General features: G+C 74.0%; 22 protein-coding genes. 9 read left to right on the forward strand and 13 right to left on the reverse strand.

Annotated elements, in window-relative coordinates; translation table 11 throughout:
• Positions 1 to 46: 46 nt before the first annotated feature.
• The 6 genes from HH311_RS18335 to HH311_RS18360 all read right to left on the reverse strand — a co-directional run bounded on the left by HH311_RS18335 (position 47) and on the right by HH311_RS18360 (position 6938).
• Positions 47 to 526, reverse strand: a complete 480-nt coding sequence (locus HH311_RS18335; RefSeq protein WP_169185139.1) for a CoA-binding protein — start codon at positions 524 to 526, stop codon at positions 47 to 49.
• Positions 523 to 1863 (reverse strand): O-acetylhomoserine aminocarboxypropyltransferase/cysteine synthase family protein, encoded by a 1341-nt coding sequence (locus HH311_RS18340; protein WP_169185140.1) that lies wholly within the window; start codon positions 1861 to 1863, stop codon positions 523 to 525. The genes HH311_RS18335 and HH311_RS18340 overlap by 4 nt, the downstream gene beginning before the upstream one ends.
• Before the next feature lie 185 nt (positions 1864 to 2048).
• Positions 2049 to 3191 (reverse strand): acyl-CoA dehydrogenase family protein, encoded by a 1143-nt coding sequence (locus HH311_RS18345; RefSeq protein WP_169185141.1) that lies wholly within the window; start codon positions 3189 to 3191, stop codon positions 2049 to 2051.
• The gene (locus tag HH311_RS18350; RefSeq protein ID WP_169185142.1) at positions 3191 to 4234 is read right to left on the reverse strand and encodes a TIGR03617 family F420-dependent LLM class oxidoreductase; all 1044 of its coding nucleotides are present in this window, start codon (positions 4232 to 4234) and stop codon (positions 3191 to 3193) included. The genes HH311_RS18345 and HH311_RS18350 overlap by 1 nt, the downstream gene beginning before the upstream one ends.
• On the reverse strand, positions 4231 to 5418 hold the full coding sequence (locus HH311_RS18355; protein ID WP_169185143.1) for an acyl-CoA dehydrogenase family protein: 1188 nt from the start codon (positions 5416 to 5418) through the stop codon (positions 4231 to 4233). The genes HH311_RS18350 and HH311_RS18355 overlap by 4 nt, the downstream gene beginning before the upstream one ends.
• The gene (locus HH311_RS18360; protein ID WP_169185144.1) at positions 5415 to 6938 is read right to left on the reverse strand and encodes a long-chain fatty acid--CoA ligase; all 1524 of its coding nucleotides are present in this window, start codon (positions 6936 to 6938) and stop codon (positions 5415 to 5417) included. Before HH311_RS18360 ends, HH311_RS18355 begins: the two co-directional genes overlap by 4 nt.
• 78 nt (positions 6939 to 7016) lie before the next feature.
• Here HH311_RS18360 and HH311_RS18365 point away from each other — a divergent pair, with 78 nt between their 5' ends.
• Complete coding sequence (locus HH311_RS18365; RefSeq protein ID WP_169185145.1) at positions 7017 to 7727, forward strand: TetR/AcrR family transcriptional regulator; 711 nt, start codon at positions 7017 to 7019, stop codon at positions 7725 to 7727.
• Here HH311_RS18365 and HH311_RS18370 read toward each other — a convergent pair.
• Positions 7696 to 9105: a cytosine permease gene (locus tag HH311_RS18370; RefSeq protein ID WP_169185146.1), complete on the reverse strand. Its 1410-nt coding sequence runs from the start codon at positions 9103 to 9105 to the stop codon at positions 7696 to 7698. The two genes, HH311_RS18365 and HH311_RS18370, sit on opposite strands and share 32 nt — an antisense overlap.
• Before the next feature lie 26 nt (positions 9106 to 9131).
• A complete protein-coding gene (locus tag HH311_RS18375; protein ID WP_169185320.1) occupies positions 9132 to 9575 on the reverse strand; it encodes a nucleoside deaminase in 444 nt (147 codons plus the stop codon).
• A gap of 178 nt (positions 9576 to 9753) precedes the next feature.
• Between HH311_RS18375 and HH311_RS18380 the strand changes: the two genes are divergently transcribed.
• The 3 genes from HH311_RS18380 (at position 9754) to HH311_RS18390 (ending at position 13905) form a co-directional block, all read left to right on the forward strand.
• Positions 9754 to 10572 (forward strand): DNA-formamidopyrimidine glycosylase family protein, encoded by an 819-nt coding sequence (locus HH311_RS18380; protein WP_169185147.1) that lies wholly within the window; start codon positions 9754 to 9756, stop codon positions 10570 to 10572.
• Between the two features lie 95 nt (positions 10573 to 10667).
• On the forward strand, positions 10668 to 12215 hold the full coding sequence (locus HH311_RS18385) for an acyl--CoA ligase family protein (RefSeq protein WP_169185321.1): 1548 nt from the start codon (positions 10668 to 10670) through the stop codon (positions 12213 to 12215).
• A 226-nt stretch (positions 12216 to 12441) separates the two neighbouring features.
• A complete protein-coding gene (locus HH311_RS18390) occupies positions 12442 to 13905 on the forward strand; it encodes a hypothetical protein (protein ID WP_169185148.1) in 1464 nt (487 codons plus the stop codon).
• A gap of 7 nt (positions 13906 to 13912) precedes the next feature.
• On the opposite strand, the gene HH311_RS18395 is transcribed toward HH311_RS18390, so the two are convergent.
• Complete coding sequence (locus tag HH311_RS18395; RefSeq protein WP_169185149.1) at positions 13913 to 14251, reverse strand: hypothetical protein; 339 nt, start codon at positions 14249 to 14251, stop codon at positions 13913 to 13915.
• Between the two features lie 62 nt (positions 14252 to 14313).
• Positions 14314 to 15426, reverse strand: a complete 1113-nt coding sequence (locus tag HH311_RS18400; RefSeq protein WP_211190451.1) for an epoxide hydrolase family protein — start codon at positions 15424 to 15426, stop codon at positions 14314 to 14316.
• A 144-nt stretch (positions 15427 to 15570) separates the two neighbouring features.
• On the opposite strand from HH311_RS18400, the gene HH311_RS18405 reads away from it, so the two are divergent.
• Both HH311_RS18405 and HH311_RS18410 read left to right on the forward strand, forming a co-directional pair.
• Entirely contained in the window at positions 15571 to 15801 is a 231-nt protein-coding gene (locus tag HH311_RS18405) for a LapA family protein (RefSeq protein ID WP_169185150.1), read from the forward strand.
• 93 nt (positions 15802 to 15894) lie between these two features.
• Entirely contained in the window at positions 15895 to 16140 is a 246-nt protein-coding gene (locus tag HH311_RS18410; protein ID WP_169185151.1) for a hypothetical protein, read from the forward strand.
• Positions 16141 to 16151: 11 nt separating this feature from the next.
• Here the strand turns inward: HH311_RS18410 and HH311_RS18415 are convergent, their stop codons facing one another.
• Positions 16152 to 16733 carry a TetR family transcriptional regulator gene (locus HH311_RS18415; protein WP_169185323.1) on the reverse strand — a complete coding sequence of 194 codons (582 nt, stop codon included), beginning with the start codon at positions 16731 to 16733 and terminating at the stop codon, positions 16152 to 16154.
• 148 nt (positions 16734 to 16881) lie between these two features.
• Between HH311_RS18415 and HH311_RS18420 the strand changes: the two genes are divergently transcribed.
• Genes HH311_RS18420 through HH311_RS18430 form a run of 3 tightly spaced genes read left to right on the forward strand, consistent with a single transcriptional unit; the run spans position 16882 to position 21580 of the window.
• The gene (locus tag HH311_RS18420; protein ID WP_169185152.1) at positions 16882 to 18438 is read left to right on the forward strand and encodes a carboxyl transferase domain-containing protein; all 1557 of its coding nucleotides are present in this window, start codon (positions 16882 to 16884) and stop codon (positions 18436 to 18438) included.
• Positions 18439 to 18443: 5 nt separating this feature from the next.
• Positions 18444 to 20438, forward strand: a complete 1995-nt coding sequence (locus HH311_RS18425) for a biotin carboxylase N-terminal domain-containing protein (protein ID WP_211190452.1) — start codon at positions 18444 to 18446, stop codon at positions 20436 to 20438.
• Positions 20435 to 21580 carry an acyl-CoA dehydrogenase family protein gene (locus HH311_RS18430; protein ID WP_169185154.1) on the forward strand — a complete coding sequence of 382 codons (1146 nt, stop codon included), beginning with the start codon at positions 20435 to 20437 and terminating at the stop codon, positions 21578 to 21580. The genes HH311_RS18425 and HH311_RS18430 overlap by 4 nt, the downstream gene beginning before the upstream one ends.
• Positions 21581 to 21696: 116 nt before the next feature.
• On the opposite strand, the gene HH311_RS18435 is transcribed toward HH311_RS18430, so the two are convergent.
• Positions 21697 to 22215, reverse strand: coding sequence for a DUF4188 domain-containing protein (locus HH311_RS18435; RefSeq protein ID WP_169185155.1), 519 nt, complete (start codon positions 22213 to 22215; stop codon positions 21697 to 21699).
• Positions 22212 to 22349, reverse strand: coding sequence for a hypothetical protein (locus HH311_RS18440; protein ID WP_169185156.1), 138 nt, complete (start codon positions 22347 to 22349; stop codon positions 22212 to 22214). Before HH311_RS18440 ends, HH311_RS18435 begins: the two co-directional genes overlap by 4 nt.
• Positions 22350 to 22390: the final 41 nt, after the last annotated feature.

A 22390-nucleotide genomic window follows, 5' to 3' on the forward strand; every position in this document is an offset into this window, starting at 1 on the left:
AAGTGTCGCTATACCGACATTTTGTGCTCACGAGGCCGGAGGCCACCTACCGGCGGCGGGAGCTGATGACGCCGGTGTTGAACCCGGCCAGGTGCAGCCCGCCGTGGAAGCGGGCGTGCTCGACCTTGAGGCAGCGGTCCATGACGACGGTCAGCCCGGCCGCCTCCCCGCGGCGCGCCAGGTCCTCGTCGTAGAGCCCGAACTGCGTCCAGAACGTCGACGCCCCGACGGCGATCGTCTCGTCGAGGACGCCGCCGAGGTCCTCGGGGCGGCGGAACACGTCGACGAGGTCGGGGACGACCGGGAGGGCCGCCAGCGAGGGCCACACCGGCTTGCCGAGGATCTCCTCGGCGTTCGGGTTGACGAAGTAGACGTCGAAGTCGGTGGAGGACAGCAGGTAGGTCGCGACGAAGTTCGACGCCCGCGCCGGGTTGGGCGAGGCGCCGACCATCGCGACCGACGTCGTGCGGCGCAGGATCTCCTGGCGCTCCAGCGCGGTCGGCCCGGTCCACGTCGTGGTCGTCACGAGGTCTCCTTCACGGCGGCGGTGAGCGCCTGGTCGAGATCCCAGAGGATGTCCTCGACGTCCTCGATGCCCACGCTGATGCGGACGAGGTCGGGGCGGACCCCGCCCTCGCGCAACTGGTCCTCGGAGAGCTGCTGGTGGGTGGTCGACGCCGGGTGCAGCACGAGGGTGCGGGCGTCGCCGATGTTCGCGAGGTGGCTGCACAGCTGCACCGACTCGATGAACCGCCGGCCGGCGTCGCGTCCGGAGCCTCCCCCGTCGCTCCGCTCGCCCTTGCCGCGCACCCCGAACGCGAACACCGATCCCGGGCCCTCGGGCAGGTACCGCCGGGCCCGCTCGTGGTGCGGGTGGCCGGGCAGCCCGGCGTAGCGCACCCAGTCGACGCGGTCGTCGGCGTCGAGCCACTCGGCGACCCGCTGGGCGTTCGCGACGTGGGCCCGCATCCGCTGCGGGAGCGTCTCCACCCCCTGCAGCAGCAGGAACGCCGAGTGTGGGGAGAGCGTGGCGCCGATGTCGCGCAGCTGCTCGGAGCGCAGCTTGGTGAGGAAGCCGTACTCCTGGAAGTTCCCCCACCACGTGAGGTTGCCGTACGAGGGGATCGGGTCGGTCATCTGCGGGAACCGGCCGTTGCCCCAGTCGAAGCGGCCCGACTCGCACACCACGCCGCCGAGGGTGGTGCCGTGGCCGCCGAGGAACTTGGTCGCGGAGTGGATGACGATGTCGGCGCCGTGCTCCATCGGCCGGCACAGGTACGGGGTGGCCGTGGTGGCGTCGACGATCAGCGGGATGCCCGCGTCGTGCGCGACGTCGGCGAGGGCGGCGACGTCGGTGACCTCGCCGGAGGGGTTGGTCACCATCTCGGCGAACACGAACCGGGTCTTCTCGGTGATCGCGGCCCGGAAGGCCTCGGCGTCGTCACCCGCGACGAAGGTGGTGTCCACGCCGAAGCGGCGCAGGGTCACGTCGAGCTGGGTGACGGTGCCGCCGTAGAGGCTGGCCGCGCTGACGACGTGGTCGCCCGCGCCGGCCAGGCAGGCGAACGTGAGGAACTCCGCGGCCTGGCCCGAAGCCGTGGCGACCGCCCCGAGCGCACCCTCGAGGCTCGCGACCCGCTCCTCGAAGGCCGCGACCGTCGGGTTGGCGATCCGGCTGTAGATGTTGCCGTACTTCTGCAGGGCGAACAGGTTCGCCGCGTCCGCCGTGTCCTCGAAGACGAAGCTTGTGGACTGGTAGATCGGCACGGCGCGGGCCCCGGTGGCACCGTCGGGGACGGCACCGGCGTGCACGGCACGCGTCGCGAAGCCCCAGGGGCGGTCCTGCTGGCGGCCGGTGTCCACGCCGCCGTTCTACCGCACGCGTGCCCCGGATGCCCGTGTCGCGGTCACTCCGAGGCCTCCCGGGTGGCCTTCTCGTCGGTCTCCTCGGGGTCGGACAGGATCTCCTCGCGGGCCTGCTCGATTATGCTGCGGACGGTGTCGTCCCTCGGCTCGGTCATGGGACCCGGCATACCCGTTCCGGTCCGTCACATGCCGTGCATCTTCGCGACGACCTGCAGCATCACCTCGTCGGCGCCCCCGCCGATCGAGGTGATCCGCATGTCGCGCAGGAAACGCGCGGTCCACGTCTCCTCCATGTAACCGATCCCACCGTGGTACTGCAGGCAGGTCCGGGCCACGTCCTCGCAGAGCCGGCCGATCGCGAGCTTGGCGATCGTCGCGAACCGCGAGGTGTCCTCGCCGCGCTCGTAGGCCTCGGCGCACGCGTAGTTGTAGTGCCGGCACATGTCGACGCGGGCGTAGAGCTCGGCGAGCTGGTAGGTCAGGTACTGGTTGGCGATGAGCGGGCCGCCGAAGGCGGTGCGCTGCGTCAGGTAGTCGCGGGTGCGGTCGAGCGCCCGCTCGCAGGCCCCGACGCGGCCGTAGCAGGCCACCATGCGCTCGTTCTGGAACTGCGCCATCTGCTGCTGGAAGCCGCGCCCGTGGGTGCCGATGGTGTTCGCCACCGGCACCCGGGCCCCGTCGAACGCGAGCTCCGCGGTGTCCGAGCAGCGGTTGCCGAGCTTGTCGAGCTTCCGCGACACGCTCACCCCGGGCGTCGAGGTCGGCACGACGATCTGGCTCATGCCGCGCGCGCCGCCCTCGTCGGAGGTGCGCGCGAGCAGGCACAGCCAGTCGGCCTGGACGCCGTTGGTGATGTAGAGCTTCGCGCCGTCGATCACCCAGTCGTCGCCGTCGCGCCGGGCGCGGGTGCGCAGTCCGGCGACGTCCGAGCCGGCGTCGGGCTCGGTGACCGCGATGGCGGCGACCATCTCGCCGCGGACGGCGGGCGCGAGGTAGCGCTCCTTGAGCTCGCGGCTGCCGAACCGCGCGAGGGACGGCGTGGCCATGTCGGTCTGGACGGCGATCGCCATGCCGACGCCGGCCGCGTCGCACCGGCCGATCTCCTCGGCCAGGACCACCGAGAAGAGGTGGTCCGCGCCGCCGCCGTCGTAGGCCGGGTCGTACTCCAGGCCCAGGTAGCCCAGGGCGCCCATCTTCGCGAACAGCTCGTGGGTGGGCATCGCGCCGTCGCGCTCCCAGGCGTCGACGTACGGGTCGATCTCGCGCTCGACGAACTCGCGCACCGACTTGCGGAACGCCTGGTGCTCCTCGGTGAACGCCACCATCACCGGTCTCCCGTCGTCAGGTCCTGGAGGTACCGGCGGGCCGGTTCCCAGCGGTCGAGGTCGGCGCCGGTCGGCGCGTAGAAGGGGATGCGCGCGGCGACGCCGGAGAAGCGCCGCGCGAGGGCGGGCCCGACCCCGTCGGGCTCGGCGACGACGGCGATCGCGTGGAGCACCTCGTCGTCGATCAGTTCGCCCATCGCGTCCCACTGAGAAGGATCCTTGGCCGCCAGCCTGCTCCGCCGGTTGAGCTCCGTCGCGAGCTCGCCCCACCCGTGCAGCTCGAGCACGGGGGCGTAGGCGGGGGTGGAGCCGTAGAACGCGATCTGGCGGCGGACGTCGCGGACCGAGGCGGCGAGCTCCTCCTCGGTCGAGCCGGTCGCGATGAGCGCGGTGCCCGAGAGCTCGAACCCGCTGCCGTCGCGCCCGGCCTTCTCGAAGCCCCGCCGCAGCGCGGGCAGCGTCACCTCGTGCAGGTAGCGCTCGGTGGAGAAGGCATGGGCGAGCAGCCCGTCGGCCACCTCGCCCGCGACCTCGGTCATCCGCGGCCCGACGGCGGCGAGGTGGATCGGCGGCGTGCCGTACGGGTTGGGCGCCGGCGAGAAGAACGGCGGCATCAGGGTGTGCGTGTAGAACTCGCCGGTGAAGCGCAGCGGTTCGCCGTCGTTCCAGGTCGCCCAGATCGCGCGGACCGCCTGCACGTACTCGCGCATCCGGTCGGCCGGGCGCGACCACGGCATCGAGAACCGCTTCTCGACGTGCGGCTTGATCTGGGTGCCCAGGCCGAGGACGTAGCGCCCGCCGGAGACCTCGTGCAGGTCGTTGGCGGTGGTGGCCGCGGTCAGCGGGGTGCGGGCGAACGCGACGGTGATCGCGGTGCCCAGCGTGATCCGCCCGGTGCGGGAGGCGGAGAGGGTGAGCCCGACCGTCGGGTCGTGCGCGGTCTCGGCGAGCCACACGGCGTCGTAGCCGTTGCGCTCGGCGGAGACGGCGGCCTCGACGAAGGTCTCCGTCGAGCCGGTGACCACGGTGGCGTCGATCTTCACGTGGGGTCCAGCCCCAGCCGTCCGGCCACGACCTCGTCCATGATCTCGTTCGTCCCTCCGCCGATCCCGAGGATGCGGGCGTCGCGGTAGTGGCGCTCCACCTCGACCCCGTGCAGGTAGCCCGCGCCGCCGTGCAGCTGGACGGCCTGGTCGACGACCCAGTCGCAGGCCTCGACCGCGGTGTTCTTCGCCATCGCCAGCTCGGTCACCAGGTCGCCCTCGCGGGACCCGGCCTCGTAGCGCGCGAGCACGTCGCGCACGTAGGTCCGCGCCACCGTCGCCCGGCGCGCCATCTGCGCGATGCGGTGCCGGACGACCTGCCGGGAGGCCAGCGGCGCGCCGAACGTCTCGCGCTGCCGCGCCCAGTCGATGGTCAGGTCGACGCAGCGCTGCGCGGTCGCGTATGCCTGCACCGCCAGCGAGAGCCGTTCGGTCGCGAACCGCTCCATGATCTGGCGGAACCCGCTGCCCTCCTCGCCGACGAGCTGCGTCGCCGGCACCCGGACCTCGTCGTAGGAGATCGTCGCGGTGTCCGAGCAGTGCCAGCCCATCTTGCGCAGCCGGGTGCGGGCGACCCCGGGCCGGTCGGTCTCGACGACGAGCAGCGAGATCCCGCGATGCCCCGGCCCGCCGGTGCGCACCGCCGTCGTCACGTAGTCCGCGCGGATCCCCGAGGTGATGAAGGTCTTCGCGCCGGTGACCACGTAGTCGTCCCCGTCGCGGACGGCGCGGGTGGTGACCGCCGCGACGTCGGAGCCGGTGCCGGGCTCGGTGATGCCGAGCGACCCGATCAGCTCCCCGCGCAGGGTGGGCCGCACGAACCGGTCGACCAGCTCGGCGGACCCGTGCAGCGCGATGTGGGGCGCCGCGATCCCGTGGGTGAACAGCCCCGCGCACACCCCGCTGGATCCGCCCGCGAGGATCAGCTCCTCGGCGACGAGCGCGGTGTCGAGGTGCTCGCCGTCGCCGCCGGCCGCCGCCGGGAACCCCAGCGCCAGCAGGCCCAGCTCCCCGGCCCGCCGGTGCAGCGCCCGCGGCAGCTGCCCGGCGTCCTCCCACTCCTCGAGCTGCGGCACGACCTCCCGCACGGTGAACCGGCGCACCAGCGCGCGCAGCTCCCGGCGCTCCGGGGTCGACCACGCGTCGTGGGCGCTCACCGGGGCCGCGGCGTCCACGGCGGTCACCGCGACACCGCCGCGGCCGACCCGGCGTAGCGCTCCCGCAGCACCCGCTTGAGCAGCTTGCCGGTGGCGTTGCGCGGCAGCTCGGCCACGATCTCCACCCGTCGCGGCGCCTTGAAGTGCGCGACGTGCTCGCGGGCGTAGGCGATGACGTCGGCGGCGGCGGGGGGTGCGTCGGGGTCGGCGGGGACGACGACGGCGAGCACCGACTCGCCCCACTGCGGGTCGCCGACCCCGACCACCGCGACGTCGGCGATCCCCGGGTGGCGGTGCAGCACCTGCTCGACCTCGACCGGGTAGACGTTCTCCCCGCCGGTGATGATCATGTCCTTCTTCCGGTCGACGAGGGTGACGAACCCCCGCTCGTCGCGGACCCCGAGGTCGCCGGAGTGGAACCAGCCCCCGCCCATCACCTCCGCGGTCTCCTCCGGGCGGTTCCAGTAGCCGGCGAAGACGGTGGGGCCGCGCAGCACCAGCTCGCCGACCTCCCCGACGCCGACCTCGGCGTCCGTCTCGTCGACCAGCCGCGCGTCGACGTGCAGGAACGGCCGCCCGACCGACCCCGCGTGGGTGACGACGTCGGCCGCGTCGAGGAAGAGCGCGCAGGGAGAGAGCTCGGTCATCCCGAACCCCTCGGTGAACGTCCAGCCGAGGGCCAGGAAGCGCTCGATGACGGTCACGGGGCAGGGCGCGCCGCCGGAGATCGCGAAGCGCAGCGCGGGGAACGTGCGGTCGTCGAGGTCGGGCACCCGCGTCAGCGCCGCCCACATCGCCGGGACGAGGAACTGCGTCGTGACGCGCTCGGCGGCCATCAGGTCGAGGAAGCCCGCCGGGTCGAACGACGGCACGACGACGACGGTCCCGCCCGCGTAGAGGATCGGCAGCGCCGAGAGGCCGAGCGCGCCGATGTGGAAGAGGGGCGCCGCGGCGATCGTGACGTCGGTCGAGGCGATGCCCGGGCCGGCGGACAGCATGTTGATCGCGTTCCAGAGCATGTTGTCGTGCGTGAGCACCGCGCCCTTGGGGCGGCCGGTGGTGCCCGAGGTGTACATGATCACGCAGGGCTCGCCGCCGCGGCCGGCGGCGGGCCCCGGCTCGCGGCGCCCCGGCCCGTCGGCCTCCTCGGCGAGCTCCACGAGGCGCGGAGGGGCGGCCGTGGCGGCGCACGCGGCCTGCGCGAGCGGGGCGAACGTCGTCGACGCCACGAGGACGCCCGCGCCCGAGTCCTCGAGCACGTAGGCCACCTCGGGGGCGGCGAGGCGCATGTTGACCGGGACCGTGATCGCGCCGAGGCGGGCGGCCGCGAAGAGCCACTCCAGGTAGGCGGGCGAGTTCTCGCCGAGCAGCGCGACGCGGTCGCCGTGGGACACCCCGAGCGCGGCGAGCCGGGCGGCCCGGGCGCCGACGCGGGCGTCGAGCTCGGCGTAGGAGGTGCGCGTCCCGGTCGGGCCGTCGACGAGGGCGACCGCGTCCGGCGAGCGCTCCGCGCGGCGGGCCGGCCAGGCCCCGATGCCCTCGTCCATGCGCTGCCTCCTCGCCCGCCGTCGTGACCTGGGCTACTCTGCCCGTACGTGCGGTCAGTCAGCAAGAGGGGGTCGCGCATGCCGGGGTACGCGCGGGGCGGCCGCCGTCCGGAGATCCTCGAGACCTTCACCCGGCACGTCGCCGAGCGCGGCTACGACCGCGCGAACTTCTCCGACGTGGCGGCCGAGCTCGGCGTCTCCAAGGGCACGATCGTCCACCACTTCGGCACCAAGGACCGGATGCTCGCCGAGGTCCAGGAGCGCTACATGCGCGCCCGGCTCGCCGAGGCGGGCGCGCTGTTCGACCGGCTCCCCGGGCCCGAGCAGCGGATCGCCGCCCTCGTCCACGCCGGGGTGCGCTACTCCGCCCGGGAGCCCGCCACCACCGTCGCGTTCCAGCGCGAGGTGGTGCGCCTGGTCGATCAGCCCGGCATGGGGTCGGCGCGGGCGCTGCGCGACGAGTACCGCGACCTCGTCGTCGGGGTCCTGCACGACGGCGAGGCGGACGGCACCTTCGTGCCGGGGGACGCCCGGCTGCGCAGCCTGCAGATGTTCGGGTCGCTGCACTGGATGTGGACGTGGTTCGACCCGGCCGGCCGCCTCGCCCCCGAGGCGGTCGCGGCCGAGTTCGCCCTGACCCTGCTGCGCGGGCTCGGCGTCGACGAGGCCGCGGCCCGGGCCGCGGCGGACCCGGCCGGCGCGGCGGCGGGCGCGGTCGACAGCGTGGTCGGGGTGGTCGGTGCCGCGCCCGCGACGGTCACCGTGTCGGCGTCGCCGACCTCCGCATGAGCCAGTAGATCGCCGCCGAGACCACGAACCCGACCTCGAAGCCGATGTCGCCGACCTGCGGCACGGCCTGGGCGACGAAGCCGGTGAACGCGGTCTGGTTCGAGAACAGCACGATCGAGACGACGATGCCGGCGAGCATCGCGACGGGCCCGGCGACGTTGCGGTGGGTCGTGTCGAACAGGAGGGCCTCGGTGGCCCGCTCGTCGGCACCGCGGCGCAGGTACCAGTCGACGAACACGACGGCCAGCCACGGCGCGATCCAGTACGCGATGATCAGCAGGAAGCCCTCGTAGGCCTCGCCGGCGTCCGCGAGGCCGAACAGCGCCACGATGAAGCCGAGCACGCCGAACACCCCGACGGCCAGGGCCCGGCGCAGCGTCAGCGGGAGCCGGATCCCGAGCGCCACGAACGACATCGCGCCCGAGTAGATGTTGATGGCGTTCGCGGCGACGGCCCCGACCGCGATGCAGAGCAGCGTCAGCGCGGCGAGCACGCCGGGGAGGTGCTCGGTGAACGCGGCGGTCGGCGAGGCGTTCGGGTCGGTCGCGAGGGTGGCCGAGGCCGCCCCGACGGTCTCGAGGACCACGCACGGCACGAACACGCCGAGCCCGGCGGCCCACCCGACGGCCTTCGGGCTCGCGTCCGGCGGCAGGTAGCGGGTGTAGTCGGTGGCGTAGGGGTTCCAGCCGACCGCGTACCCGAACGTCGCGCCGACGGTGAGCAGGAACCCGGCGACCGGGCCGGCCGGCTGGCCGTCGGTGGGCACGAACGACGGGTCGGTCTGCACCAGGATCACGACCGAGGTGATCGCGAAGACGATCGCGAGCACCGGGAGCACGACCTTCTCGAACCCGTGGATGAGGTTGTGCCCGAGCAGCGCCACCCCGATCTGCACGAGCGCGACGATCAGCAGGCCGAGCCAGGCCGGCATCCCGGTGAGCGTCGAGAGCGCCAGCGCCCCGGACACGCTGTTGACCGCGAACCAGCCGATGCCGCCGACGATCGCGTTGAGCCCGGCCGGCAGGGCGTTGCCGACGAACCCGAAGCCGAGCCGCGAGAGCACCATCATCGGCACGCCGGCCCGTGGGCCCCGCGACGACAGCAGGCCGTGGGTCAGCGACCCCAGCGCCGTCCCGACGACGACCCCGACGACCGCCGCCCAGAAGCCGAGGCTGAAGGCGCTGACCGCGAGCACCCCGACGAAGATCGTCGCGAACTCGAGGTTGGGGGAGCACCACGTCCAGAACAGCTGGCGCGGCCGGCCGTGCCGTTCGGCGAGCGGGATGAACTCCGCGCCCCCCGGCTCGACGGCGGCGACGCGGTCGCCGTAGACGCCGTCGCGCAGGACGACGTCGGAGGGCTCCTCGACGATGGACACGCGGGTTCTCCGTTCTGGGGGCTGTGTCAGGCGGGGCCGGGCTCGGGCCCGCCGATGTCCTCGAGCCAGGTCTCCGGGTGCTCCTTCGCGAAGCGGCCCATGAGCTCGGCGCACTCCGGGTCGTCGAGCACCGTGACCTCGACGCCGTGCTCGGCGAGCCACGCGTGCTGGCCGCCGAACGTGGTGGCCTCCCCGATGATCAGGCGCGGGATGCGGAACTGGCGGACCAGCCCGGCGCAGAAGAAGCAGGGCGAGAGCGTGGTGACCATCGTGGTGCCGGCGTAGTCGGGGCGGCGGCCCGCGGCCCGGAACGCGGCGGTCTCGCCGTGGGTGGCGGGGTCGCCGTCCTGGACGCGGCGGTTGTGGCCCGCGCCGAGCAGCGTCCCGTCCGCCGCGAAGAGCGCCGCCCCCACCGGCACACCCCCCGCGACGGCGCCCTCCCGCGCCTGCGCCAGCGCGACGGCGAGCATCTCGTGCGGACCGGGGATCACGGGCGACACTGTCACCCGTGCCGGGTTCCCGGAGGTGACGTCGCGGTTAAACAGCGCCCCGGCGGCGGTGAGCCGGATCGCGGTCGCGACGCCGCGTGGTCGCGCGCTCGCGGTGGGTGCTCGGAGTGAGGTCGCCCGACCCGGGGAACACGGTGGGGTGCCCGAGCTGCCCGAGGTCGAGAACGCGCGCCAGGTCCTCGAGAAGGCGCTCGACCGGACGATCACCGACGTCGACGACTCCGACGAGTACGTCTGCCGGCCCCACAGGCCCGGCGAGATCGCCAAGGCGCTCGTCGGCGGGAAGCTCACCGCCGCGCACCGCAAGGGCAAGACGATGTGGTGCGACACCGTCACCGCCGACGGCGCCGCAGGCCCCCACCTCGGCGTCCACCTCGGCATGGGCGGGCGGATCCGCGTCACCGGCCCGCGCGGCTCGCGGGAGGGCGACCTCGCCGGCGGCCTGCCGCGCAAGGAGAACGAGCGCGCCCAGAAGCCGGAGTGGGACCGCGTCACCGTCAGCTTCGACGACGGCGGGTCGCTGCGGCTCTTCGACAAGCGCCGCCTGGGCCGCGTACGCCTGGAGCCCGACCTCGACGCGCTCGGCCCCGACGCCGCCGAGATCGGCCGCGACGAGTTCCGCGCCCGGGTCGGGCGCGGCACCGCGCCCGTCAAGGCGCGCCTGCTCGACCAATCCGTGCTGTCCGGTGTCGGGAACCTGCTCGCCGACGAGACTCTCTGGCAGGCGAAGGTCGACCCGCACCGTCCGGCCGGGGAGTTCACCACCGATGAGCTCGACGAGCTGCGCCGCGTCCTGCGCCGGGCGACGCGACGGGCGATCGAGAAGGGCGGCGTGCACACCGGCGAGGTGATCACCCACCGGCAGCGCGACGACGTGTGCCCGCGCTGCGGTGCCCCCATGGAGCGCGGCACCGTCGGGAGCCGGACGACCTGGTGGTGCAGCGCCGAGCAGGCGTGATCGGGTCGGTCCGACCTAGGCTTCACGAGGTCTCCAGTGACGCCGCCCCGCGGGAGGACATCGTGACCACCGGCCCGTTCGTCTCGAACACCCCGATGCCCGCCCCGTTCACCTTCGCCGAGCTGACGCCGACCGCGTTCCTCGACCGCGCCGAGCACGCCTTCGCCGAGCGCACCGCGATCGTCGACGGCGAGGACCGCTTCACCTACCGGCAGTTCGCGGAGCGCTCCCGGCGCCTCGCCGGGGTGCTCGGCTCGCTGGGCGCGCGGCCCGGCGACCGGGTCGCCGTCCTCGCCACCAACAGCCACGTCATGCTCGAGGCCCACCACGGCGTGCCGTACGCGGGCGCGGTGCTGGTGCCGCTGAACACCCGGCTCTCCGCCGACGAGCTCGTCCACATCGTCGAGCACTCCGGCGCCCGGATCCTGCTGGCGACCACCGAGCTGGCCGAGCTCGCCGGCACCGTCGCGCAGCGGACCGGCGCGACGCTGCTCGTGGAGGGCCCGCAGTACGAGGACCGTCTCGGGTCGGCGGCCCCGAGCGTGGTGCCGGTGGTCGACGAGCGCGGCCTGCTCGCGATCAACTACACGAGCGGGACCACCGGGCGCCCCAAGGGCGTGATGTACCACCACCGCGGCGCGTACCTGCAGGCGCTCGCGATGGCCTTCCACGTGCGGCTGGACCCGGGCTCGCGCTACCTGTGGACCCTCCCGATGTTCCACTGCGACGGCTGGTGCTTCCCGTGGGCGGTGACGGCGGCGGGCGGCACCCACGTGTGCCTGCGCGCGATCGACGCCGAGGAGATCTGGCGGCTGCTGCGCACCGAGGGCGTCACCCACTTCTGCGCGGCGCCGACGGTGCTCACGATGATCGCCGGGTCGTCCGTCGCCGACGAGGGGCCGGAGCTCGACCACCGCGTCACCGTCGCCACCGGGGGCGCGCCGCCGTCGCCGACCCTGCTCTCGCGCATGCGGGCCCTCGGCATGGACGTCACCCACCTCTACGGGCTCACCGAGACCTACGGGCCGGCGGTCGTCAACGACTGGCACCCCGAGTGGGACGACCTCTCCGACGACGAGCGCGCGGCGCTGCAGGCGCGGCAGGGCGTCGGCAACGTCGTGGCCGCGCGGCTGCGGGTGATCGACGAGACGACCCGGCACGACGTCCCCGCCGACGGCGAGTCGATGGGCGAGCTGGTGCTGCGCGGCAACGACGTCATGCTCGGCTACTACCGGGACCCGGCGGCCACCGCCGAGGTCGACGCGGCCGGCTGGTTCCGCACCGGCGACCTCGGCGTGGTGCACCCCGACGGCTACGTCGAGATCCGCGACCGCAGCAAGGACGTGATCATCTCCGGGGGCGAGAACATCGCGTCGGTCGAGGTCGAGCGGGTCCTCGACAGCCACCCGGCGGTCATCGAGTCGGCCGTGGTGGGCGCCCCCGACGAGCGCTGGGGCGAGATCCCCGTCGCCTATGTGAGCGTGCGCGAGGAGGTGGAGGCCGACGTGCTGGTCGAGCACGTCCGCACCCACCTCGCGCGCTACAAGGCGCCGAAGCGCGTGGTGTTCGGGGAGCTCCCGAAGACGTCGACCGGGAAGATTCAGAAGAACGTGCTGCGGGAGCAGGAGCGCTCGGGCGGGTGACCCCGGTCCCGGTGTCAGGAAAGCCTCGTTCCTGACACTGGTCGTCAGGATACCGGCGTTGATCACGGGGCCGGCCGGGCGGCGCGGTCCGATCGGCTGAATCGGCACGGTCGCGTCCGGTCGGCGTAACCATCGCGTCCTCCCGCACGACGGGGAGCACGACGACCGGCAGCCGCGACCGAGTGCGGGTGGGGCGTCAGCGACCCGACTGGAGAGCCCGCCCCCGATGACGGTCACCCTCGTGCCGGTCCCGGCACCCGGTCCGCCCGCCGCGCCCACCCGCCGTCGTCGGGTCGCCGTCGTCGTCGCGCTCGTGACGGCGCTGCTCGTCGGCGGCGCGACCGTCGCCGCGTGGGCCCTGGTCGGCCCTCCCGGCGCCGTCGGGCACGACGTCTCCTACCCGCAGTGCGGACAGTCCCTCCCGACGACGGGCTCGTTCGGCGTCGTCGGCGTCAACGGCGGCAAGGTGTCGACGGCCAACCCGTGCCTGGCGAGCCAGTACGGCTGGGCATCCGGCCGCGCGAACGGCGCGTCGCTCTACGCCAACACCGGCAACCCGGGCGCGATCTCCACCTTCTACTGGCCGGCGAGCGGCAGCCGCGACCCGGCGCTGTGCACGGACCGCACCTCGGCCGCCGACGCCGGCTGCGCGTACGACTACGGCTACCACGGCGGCCAGGACTCGCTGCGCATCGCGCGGAACACCCTGGGCTCCGGCGCGACCGCGAGGACCTGGTGGCTCGACGTGGAGGTCGCCAACAGCTGGAACGGCAGCGCGTCCGCCAACGCCGCGTCCCTGCAGGGTGCCCTCGACGCGCTCGTCGCGGGCGGGGTCGGCACCGTCGGGCTCTACTCCACGAGCTACCAGTGGACCCAGATCACCGGCGGCTACTCGACCGCCAACGCCGCGGCCCACCGTTCCGCCTGGGCGTCGGCCTTCACCCCGAAGCGCCCGCTCGAGCAGGCCCCACTGTGGATCGCGGGGCTCTCGACCGTCGATGCGGCCTCGAAGAACTGCGGCACGAGCTTCACTGGCGGCACGACCGTCCTCGCGCAGTACACCGACGGCTCGTTCGACGGCGACCTCGTCTGCGGCGGCGGCACGCCCCCGACGACGACCCCGCCCGCCACGACGACGGGTGCGGCGAGTTCGACGACGACGGCACCGGTCACGACGACCGCACCCACGACGACGACCGCACCCACGACGACGACCGCACCCACGACGACGACTGGGCCCCCGACGACGGCTCCGACCACGTCCTCGGTCCGCCCGACCACGACGACCCCGACGACGTCGTCGGTCCGCCCGACGACGACCACCCCGACCACGACGTCGGCCCGCGCCACGACGACGACGCCGACCACGACGACCGCCGCCCCGCCGGCGACGGTGCCCGGCGTGTCCACCGGCGTCGTGGCCGCCACGGACCCGACGCGCGGGATCGCGCTGCGCTGGACCGCGCCGGTGCAGACCGGCGGCACGCCGGTGAGCCGGTACGTGATCCTGCGCGGGACCGCCCCCGGCAAGGAGGTGACCCTCGGGATCCTGACCTGCCGGACCCCGACGTGCGCCTGGCGCGACACGTCGGTGGCCCGGGGCGCGAGGGCCTACTACCAGGTCGTCGCGGTCAACGACGCGAACGCCGTCGGCCCCCGCAGCCCCGAGGTCTCGGCCGTCGCCCGGTGACGGCGGCTCAGCCGGTCTGCTCCCCCGGCGCCGGGAGCTCCGAGCGCCACGGCGGGGCGGCGTCGGCCGCGGCGCGCGGCGACGGGATCGCCGGCACGACGCCGGGCGGGGCCGACACCTGCCGCAGGCGGCGCTGCGCCCGCGCGATCCGGGCGGCGAGGGCCGTGGCCTCCGCCTGCTGACGCCGCAGGGTGCGGCGCTCGCGCCACCCCACGTGCAGGGGCGGTCCGATCGGCTCGATCACCGGGGCCGGCGGCGCGGCCGGTGTGGGTCCCGGGACCGTCATGACGAGCTGTGGCCGGGCCAGCGACTCCGTGGTGTCGTCGGGTCGGTGGTGGCGTCCCATGGCGAGATTCCCCCCTCGCTGCTGACGTGCAGGTGCCTGGAGGGTTACCGGTCACGGCGAGGTCACACCTCCTGCTCGGCGCAGGCCTCCTCCAGGTCCGCGACCAGCAGGTCCGGTGCCTGCAGCGACGCGAAGTGGCCGCCCCGGTCGTGGGTCGTCCAGCGCACGACGTGGTGCGAGCGCTCGGCGATCCCGCGGATGGTGTGGTCCCCGGGGAAGCACGCCACGGCGGTCGGCACCCCGGAGGAGGGCAGCGCTCCGCCGACGGCCGCCGCGCCCTCCTTGTAGAGGCGCGCCGACGACCCCGCCGTCCCGGTCAGCCACGTGATGGTGACGTCGGTGAGGATCGCCGTCGGGTCGATCGGCGTCTGCACCGTCGCGGCCGGGTCGTAGTCGACGAACCACTCCAGGTCCCAGGCCAGCAGCCCCACCGGTGAGTCGGCCAGCGCGTGGGCGAGCGTCTGCGGGCGGGTGCTCTGGATCACGGCGTAGCCCTGCCGCTCCCGCCACAGCGCCCCGAGGGCGAAGACCCGGGAGGCGTCGTCGGGTGACAGCCCCGCCGTCGGGTCGCTCGAGGTCCAGTCGACCGGGGTCACCAGCGCGTTGACGTGTACGAGCGCCACCCGCTCCGGCGCCCGCCGGGCGACGTGCGGCCCGATGACCGCGCCCCAGTCGCCGCCCTGGACGACGAAGCGGTCGTAGCCGGCGCGGGTCATCAGCTCGAGCAGGGTGTCGGCGTGCCGGTCGAGGTCCCAGCCGGTCTCGAGGGTCGGCCCGGAGAACCCGAACCCGGGCAGGGACGGCGCGACGACGTGGAAGCGCTCGGTCAGCGCGGGGAGCACCCCGAGGAAGTCGGCCACGGTCGAGGGCCAGCCGTGCAGGAGCAGCAGGGGCGTCGCGTCGCGGTGCGGCGAGCGGGCGTGGATCGCGTGCACCGGCTGGCCGCCGATCGTCGTCATCACCTGCGGCCAGGCGTTGAGCCGCTCCTGCGCCGCGCGCCAGTCGAAGTCCCCGCGCCAGCGCCGCACCAGGTCATCGAGGAACGCGCCGGTCACGCCGTACTCCCACCCGGCCCCCGACGGCTGGTCGGGCCGACGGACGGCGTCCAGGCGGCGCCACAGGTCGTCCAGCGCGGACCCGGGGACATCGACGGTGAAGGGCTGCAATTCGGCCATGCCGCCGAGCCTGGACGAGGACGCGGCCGGTTCCTGTCCGCCTCCTGATCAGCGGACCCTCGGCCCGCCCCGGGCGGGACCACCGGCCGTGGCGCCCGGGTGGTCCGCGGGTCGACGCTGGCGGCCCGACCCGGAGGGACCACCATGACCCAGCGCTCGCCCTCGCGATCGACCTCGACGACGTCGGCGGGCCGCACCCGACTCATCATCGGGGTCGTCCTGGCCGTGCTCGCGATCGTGTTCATCGTGGAGAACACCGCGCCCACCGCGATCCGGCTCCTCATCCCGGTCGTCACGATGCCGCTCTGGACCGCCCTCGCGCTGATGCTGGTCATCGGCTTCGTCGTCGGGGCCCTCGTCCGGCGCGGGCGGTAGCCGGGCCGCGCCCGACTCGTCCTTCGAGGGACTTTTCCCGAGCTGTGGCACACGGCACAGTAGGGATCTGTCTCCACGGAAGGACGGTGCGCCATGACGAAGCCGGACAGTGCGGCGCGCGAGCAGGCGGAGATGTCGCTGCGGCGGATATCGGGCCAGGTCACCGTGCTCGAGAACTTCGAGCGGCGGCTCAACCGCCAGATCCACGAGGCCCAGGAGGCGGGCCGGGACGACTACGTCCGCGAGCTGCTCCAACGGCGCATCTCGGTGCGCTCGCAGCTGCAGGACGTGCAGCGGCGGCAGCAGCACGCCCGCGAGGCCGTCGGCCGCCTCGGCTGACGCGCGCCGGCTCAGCCGCCCAGCGCGGCGAGGGCCATCGCGGTGAGCACCGGCGCCGCCGTCTCCGCGGAGGTGTGCGCGGTGCTGCGCGGTGTCGAGTTCATCAGCCCGAACGCCGCGTGTGCGGCGATCCGGACCTCGTCGGGCGTGCGGTCGGGTCCCGACCGGGCGATCGCGTCCTCCCAGACCTCCACGTAGGCGCGCTGCAGCGCGCGGACCCGGCGCCGGGCGTCGTCGGGCAGGTTCGCGAGGTCGCGGTCCTGCACGGAGATGAGCTCGGGACGGTGCAGCGCGAAGTCGACGTGGAACTCCACCAGCGCCCCCAGTCGCTCGGCGGGGGCGGGGTGGGTCGCCGCGAGGCGGCGCCCGCCGTCGAGCAGGTACTCGCTGATGCCCACGAGCATCTCGGTGAGCAGCGACTCCTTCGAGGTGAAGTGCCGGTAGATGGCCGGCCCGCTCACGCCGGCGGCCGCGCCGATCCCGTCGATGGACGTGCCGTGGAAGCCGTGGTGGGCGAACAGCCGCGACGCCTCCACGAGGATCTGCTCGCGGCGCCGGGTGGGCGCCGAGCCCGGCCCCGACCAGGTGTCGATCGTCGTCACGGTCCCCTGCTCCACGCCGGCCAGCCTACGGCCCCTTGCCGTCCCGTGTGAACGCCGACTAACGTGCTCTGTTAGTCATCGTTCACGTCGTCGGAGACGGAGCGCGGCGGAGCTCGACCATCGAGAAGGGGAGGTCGCGGTGACCCTGGCGGACGCGGAAGCGGCGGCACCGGCCGCTCCGGGCGGCAACGCGGCGGCGCACCGGGAGCTGGCGGACGACCTGCGCTCGACGCTGGCCAGGGTGCGCCTCGGCGGGCCGGAGCGCTCGCGGACGCGGCACGTCGAGCGCGGCAAGCTGCTCCCGCGCGACCGGGTGGACGCCCTGCTCGACCCGTCGTCGCCGTTCCTCGAGCTCTCGCCGCTGGCCGCCCACGGCATGTACGACGACGCCGCGCCGGGCGCCGGCATCATCACCGGCGTCGGGCGCATCGCCGGGCGGACCTGCGTCGTCGTCGCCAACGACGCCACCGTCAAGGGCGGCACCTACTACCCGATGACGGTGAAGAAGCACCTCCGCGCGCAGGAGGTGGCGCTGCACAACCGGCTGCCCTGCGTGTACCTGGTCGACTCGGGCGGGGCGTTCCTGCCGCAGCAGGACCAGGTGTTCCCCGACCGCGAGCACTTCGGCCGGATCTTCTACAACCAGGCGACGATGTCGGCGGCGGGCATCCCGCAGATCGCCGCGGTGCTCGGCTCGTGCACGGCGGGCGGCGCCTACGTGCCGGCCATGAGCGACGAGGCGGTCATCGTCCGGAACCAGGGCACGATCTTCCTCGGCGGCCCGCCGCTGGTGAAGGCGGCCACCGGCGAGGAGGTCACGGCCGAGGAGCTCGGCGGGGGCGACCTGCACGCCCGGACCTCCGGCGTCGTCGACCACCTCGCCGACGACGACGCGCACGCCCTGGCGATGGTGCGCGACATCGTCGACACCCTTCCGCCCGACCCGGCGCCGCCCTGGGAACGTCGCGACTCGGAGCCCCCGGCGCAGGACCCGGCCGGCCTCTACGACGTGGTCCCGGTCGACGGGCGCAGCGCCTACGACTTGCGCGAGGTGATCTCCCGGCTCGTCGACGCGTCGAGGTTCACCGAGTTCAAGCCCGAGTACGGAACGACGCTGGTCACCGGCTTCGCGCGGCTGCACGGCCACCCGGTGGGGATCGTCGCCAACAACGGCGTGCTCTTCCGCGAGTCCGCGCTCAAGGGCGCGCACTTCGTGGAGCTGTGCGACCAGCGCGGCATCCCGCTGGTGTTCCTGCAGAACATCACGGGCTTCATGGTCGGGCGCGAGTACGAGGCGGGCGGCATCGCCAAGGACGGCGCCAAGATGGTCACGGCGGTCGCCACCACGCGGGTGCCGAAGCTGACGGTCGTCATCGGCGGGTCCTACGGCGCCGGGAACTACGCCATGTCCGGCCGGGCGTACTCCCCGCGGTTCCTGTGGATGTGGCCGAACGCCCGGATCAGCGTCATGGGCGCCGAGCAGGCGGCGACGGTGCTGGGGACGGTCGGCTCCTCCGAGGCCGACACCGTCCGCGAGCAGTACGAGCACCAGGGCCATCCCTACTACTCCAGCGCGCGGCTGTGGGACGACGGCGTCATCGACCCGCTCGACACCCGCACCGTCCTGGGCCTGGCCCTCTCGGCCTGCGCGCACGCCCCGCTCGACGAGCCGCGCTTCGGCGTCTTCCGGATGTGAGAGGCATGTTCACCAGCGTCCTGATCGCCAACCGCGGCGAGATCGCGGTCCGCATCGCCGCGACCGTGCGGGCCCGCGGGCTGCGCAGCGTCGCCGTGTACACCGACCCCGACGCCGGGTCCCCGCACGTCGCCGCGGCCGACGTCGCCGTGCACGTCGACGACTACCTCGACGGCGCCGCGATCGTCGAGGCCGGCCTGCGGGCCGGGGCCCAGGCCGTGCACCCCGGCTACGGCTTCCTCGCCGAGAACGCCGCGTTCGCCCGCGCCGTCACCGACGCCGGCCTGACCTGGATCGGCCCGCCCGCGGCGGCGATCGAGACGATGGGCGACAAGATCTCCGCGAAGGCGGCGGTCGCCCCGGCCGGCGTCCCGCTCGTGCCCGGCTCCAGCGAGAAGGGCCTCACCGACGCCGAGCTCGCCGACGCCGCCCGCGAGGTCGGCTTCCCCGTGCTGCTCAAGCCGAGCGCCGGCGGGGGCGGCAAGGGCATGCACGTGGTCGAGCGCGAGGCCGACCTGGCGGACGCGATCACGGCCGCGCGCCGCGAGGCCCGCGGCTCGTTCGGCGACGACACGCTGCTGCTCGAGCGCTACGTCACCGACCCGCGCCACGTCGAGATCCAGGTCCTGGCCGACGCCCACGGCGCCGTCGTGCACCTCGGCGAGCGGGAGTGCTCGCTGCAGCGCCGCCACCAGAAGGTCGTCGAGGAGGCGCCGTCGGCGGTGCTCGACGAGAAGCAGCGCGACGCCATGGGACGCGCCGCCGTCGACGCCGCGCTGGCCTGCGGCTACGTCGGCGCCGGCACCGTCGAGTTCGTGACGGACGCCGACGCCAGCGAGTTCTACTTCCTCGAGATGAACACCCGGCTGCAGGTCGAGCACCCGGTGACCGAGGAGGTCGTGCGTGTCCGTGGCCAGCGGATCGACCTGGTGGGTGAGCAGCTGCGCATCGCCGCCGGCGAGCCGCTGGGCTACGACCAGGACGACGTGACCCTCTCCGGCCACGCGGTCGAGGTCCGGCTCTACGCCGAGGACCCGGCCCGCGGCTTCCTGCCGACAGGCGGGCGGATCCTGGCGCTGGAGTGGCCGGGGAACACGCGGGTCGACGCCGGCGTCGCCGCGGGCTCCGAGGTCGGCTCCTCCTACGACCCGATGCTCGCCAAGATCATCGCCTCCGGGCCCGACCGCCTCGTCGCCCTCGACCGCCTGGACGCCGCGCTCGCCGGCACCACGGTGCTCGGCGTCGGGACCAACCTGGCGTGGCTGCGCGGGCTGCTCGCCGACGCCGATGTCCGCGCCGGCCGCCTCGACACCGGGCTCATCGGCCGGCGTCCGACCCCCGACCAGACCGTCCCCGCCGACGTCGTGGTCGCCGCCGCGCTCGACGGCCTGCTGCGCCTGCCGGACGGCGGCGAGACCGGCGACCCGTTCGACCGGCTCGGCGGCTGGCGTCTCGGCGGGGAGCCCGCGCCGGCCCGGTGGACGCTCGTCCCGGTGGGGGTGGAGCGCCCCGAGCCGATCGACGTCGCCGTCCGGGGCCGGCCCGAGGACGCCACCGTCACCATCGCCGACGGCGAGCCCCGGCCCGCCTCCGCCCGGCGCGACGCCGCCGGCCTCGTCGTCACCGTGGACGGGCTCACCCGGCACTACCGGACCGCGACCAGAGCCGACGGCGTCACCTGGCTCGGTCGCGACGGCGCGGCGTGGGCGCTGCGCGAGCGGGAGCGCCTCGCCGCCGCCCGGACGGCGGGCGGAGCCGGCGACGGCGCCGTCACCAGTCCCATGCCGGGCACCGTCACCGTCGTCGAGGTCGAGCCGGGCCAGCACGTCGAGGCCGGGCAGCGCCTCGTCGTCGTCGAGGCCATGAAGATGGAGCACGTCCTCACCGCGCCGATCGCCGGCGTGGTCACCGAGCTGCCCGCGCAGGCCGGCGCCACCGTCGCGCTGGACGCGCCGCTCGTCACCGTCACGCCGCAGTCCGACACCGAAGCCGGGGAATGATCATGCAGTTGTCCGAGGAGCACGAGGCCCTGCGCGCCACCGTCGAGGACTTCGCCCAGAAGGAGGTCGCCCCGGTCATCGCGGACCACTACATCCGCGAGGAGTTCCCCTACGACCTCGTGGCGACCATGGGTGAGATGGGCCTGTTCGGGCTGCCGGTCCCCGAGGAGTACGGCGGGATGGGCGGTGACTACGTCGCCCTGTGCGTCGCCCTCGAGGAGCTGGGCCGGGTCGACCAGTCGGTCGCGATCACGCTCGAGGCCGGGGTGTCGCTGGGGATCATGCCGATCCAGCGGTTCGGGTCGGACGAGCAGAAACAGCAGTGGCTGCCGGACCTCGCGGCGGGCCGGGCGCTGGGCGGCTTCGGGCTCACCGAGGCCGGGGGCGGGTCGGACGCCGGCGCGACCCGCACCACCGCGCAGGTCGACGGCGGCGACTGGGTGATCAACGGGTCGAAGGCGTTCATCACCAACTCGGGGACGCGGATCACCTCGCACGTCACCGTCACCGCGGTCACCGGCCGCACCGGCGACAAGCGCGAGATCAGCGCGATCCTGGTGCCCTCGGGGACGCCCGGGTTCACCGTCGCCCCGAGCTACTCGAAGGTCGGCTGGAACGCCTCGGACACCCACGAGCTGGCCTTCGCCGACTGCCGCGTGCCCGAGGAGAACCTCGTCGGCGAGCGGGGCCGCGGCTACGCGCAGTTCCTGTCGATCCTCGACGAGGGCCGGGTGGCGATCGCGGCGCTCGCGACGGGCGCGGCCCAGGGCTGCGTGGACGAGTCCGTGCGCTACGCCCACGAGCGGCGGGCGTTCGGGGCGGCGATCGGGAGCTACCAGGCGATCCAGTTCAAGATCGCCGAGATGGAGTCGCGGACCGTCGCCGCCCGGCTTGCCTGGCAGCACGCCGCCGAGAAGATGGCCGCCGGGGTGCCGTTCACCAAGGAAGCGGCGATCGCGAAGCTGCTGTCGAGCAACGCCGCGATGGACAACGCCCGTGACGCCACGCAGATCTTCGGCGGCTACGGGTTCATGAACGAGTACCCGGTGGCCCGCCACTACCGCGACTCGAAGATCCTCGAGATCGGCGAGGGCACGAGCGAGGTCCAGAAGATGCTGATCGCCCGCCGGTTGGGGCTCTAGCCACCCGTCAGCCACTCGCCAGCCACCCGTCGAGGGGTACGAACGGCCGGTTCGTGACCTTCTACCGTCACGAACCGGCCGTTCGTGCGCCCCGGACGAGGCCCGGAGCCCGGCGCTCAGGGCACCGGCGCCTCGACCGGCGCGGTGTCCGCCTCCTCGGTGCGCGTCCCCATCCGCGACGCCGACGTGCTGCGCCGCCGCAGTTCCCGGGCGCCGCTCGCCCCGAGCAGCCCGATCTCGGGCATCGCGCCGTAGATCGTCTCCCACTGACCCTCCGAGACCCGGTACGCCTCGTGGTAGATCCCGACGGAGTCCGGGGAGCGGCGGGTGGCCCGGTTGAAGGCGCGCCAGGCCGGCAGGTGCTCGGCCTCGGCGCTGCGGGCGTAGGCGATGAGCTGGTCGTAGGAGCGCCAGTACTGGATGTAGGTGGGCCCGCCGAACATCCAGCCGCCGTAGGCCTTGAGCAGCCCGAGCTCGGGACGGGCCTCCAGCTCGCGGATCATCCGCGGCATCGCCCGGAACACCGGGAGCCAGGCGCGCACGTCGCGCCAGCGGTTGACGTGGGTGCCGATGAGGAGCACGACGAAGTCGCCCTCGATGTCGGCGCTGGTGCGGACGTAGGCGGGTGCGGTCATGACGGACCTCCGGTGGTGGGACGGCCCTGGCCGAGCAGGACACGCGGGTCGGGCAGCGGGCCGCCGAGGCGCACCGAGGCCGGGAGGATCATCGCGCCGGTGAGCGCGGGCAGGGATCGGTTCCGGGTCGGCACGGATGGATAGCTCTACTGTCCGATAAGTGGACAGTACTACT

The sequence above is a fragment of the Actinomycetospora sp. TBRC 11914 genome (assembly GCF_012933465.1).
GTDB lineage: Bacteria > Actinomycetota > Actinomycetes > Mycobacteriales > Pseudonocardiaceae > Actinomycetospora.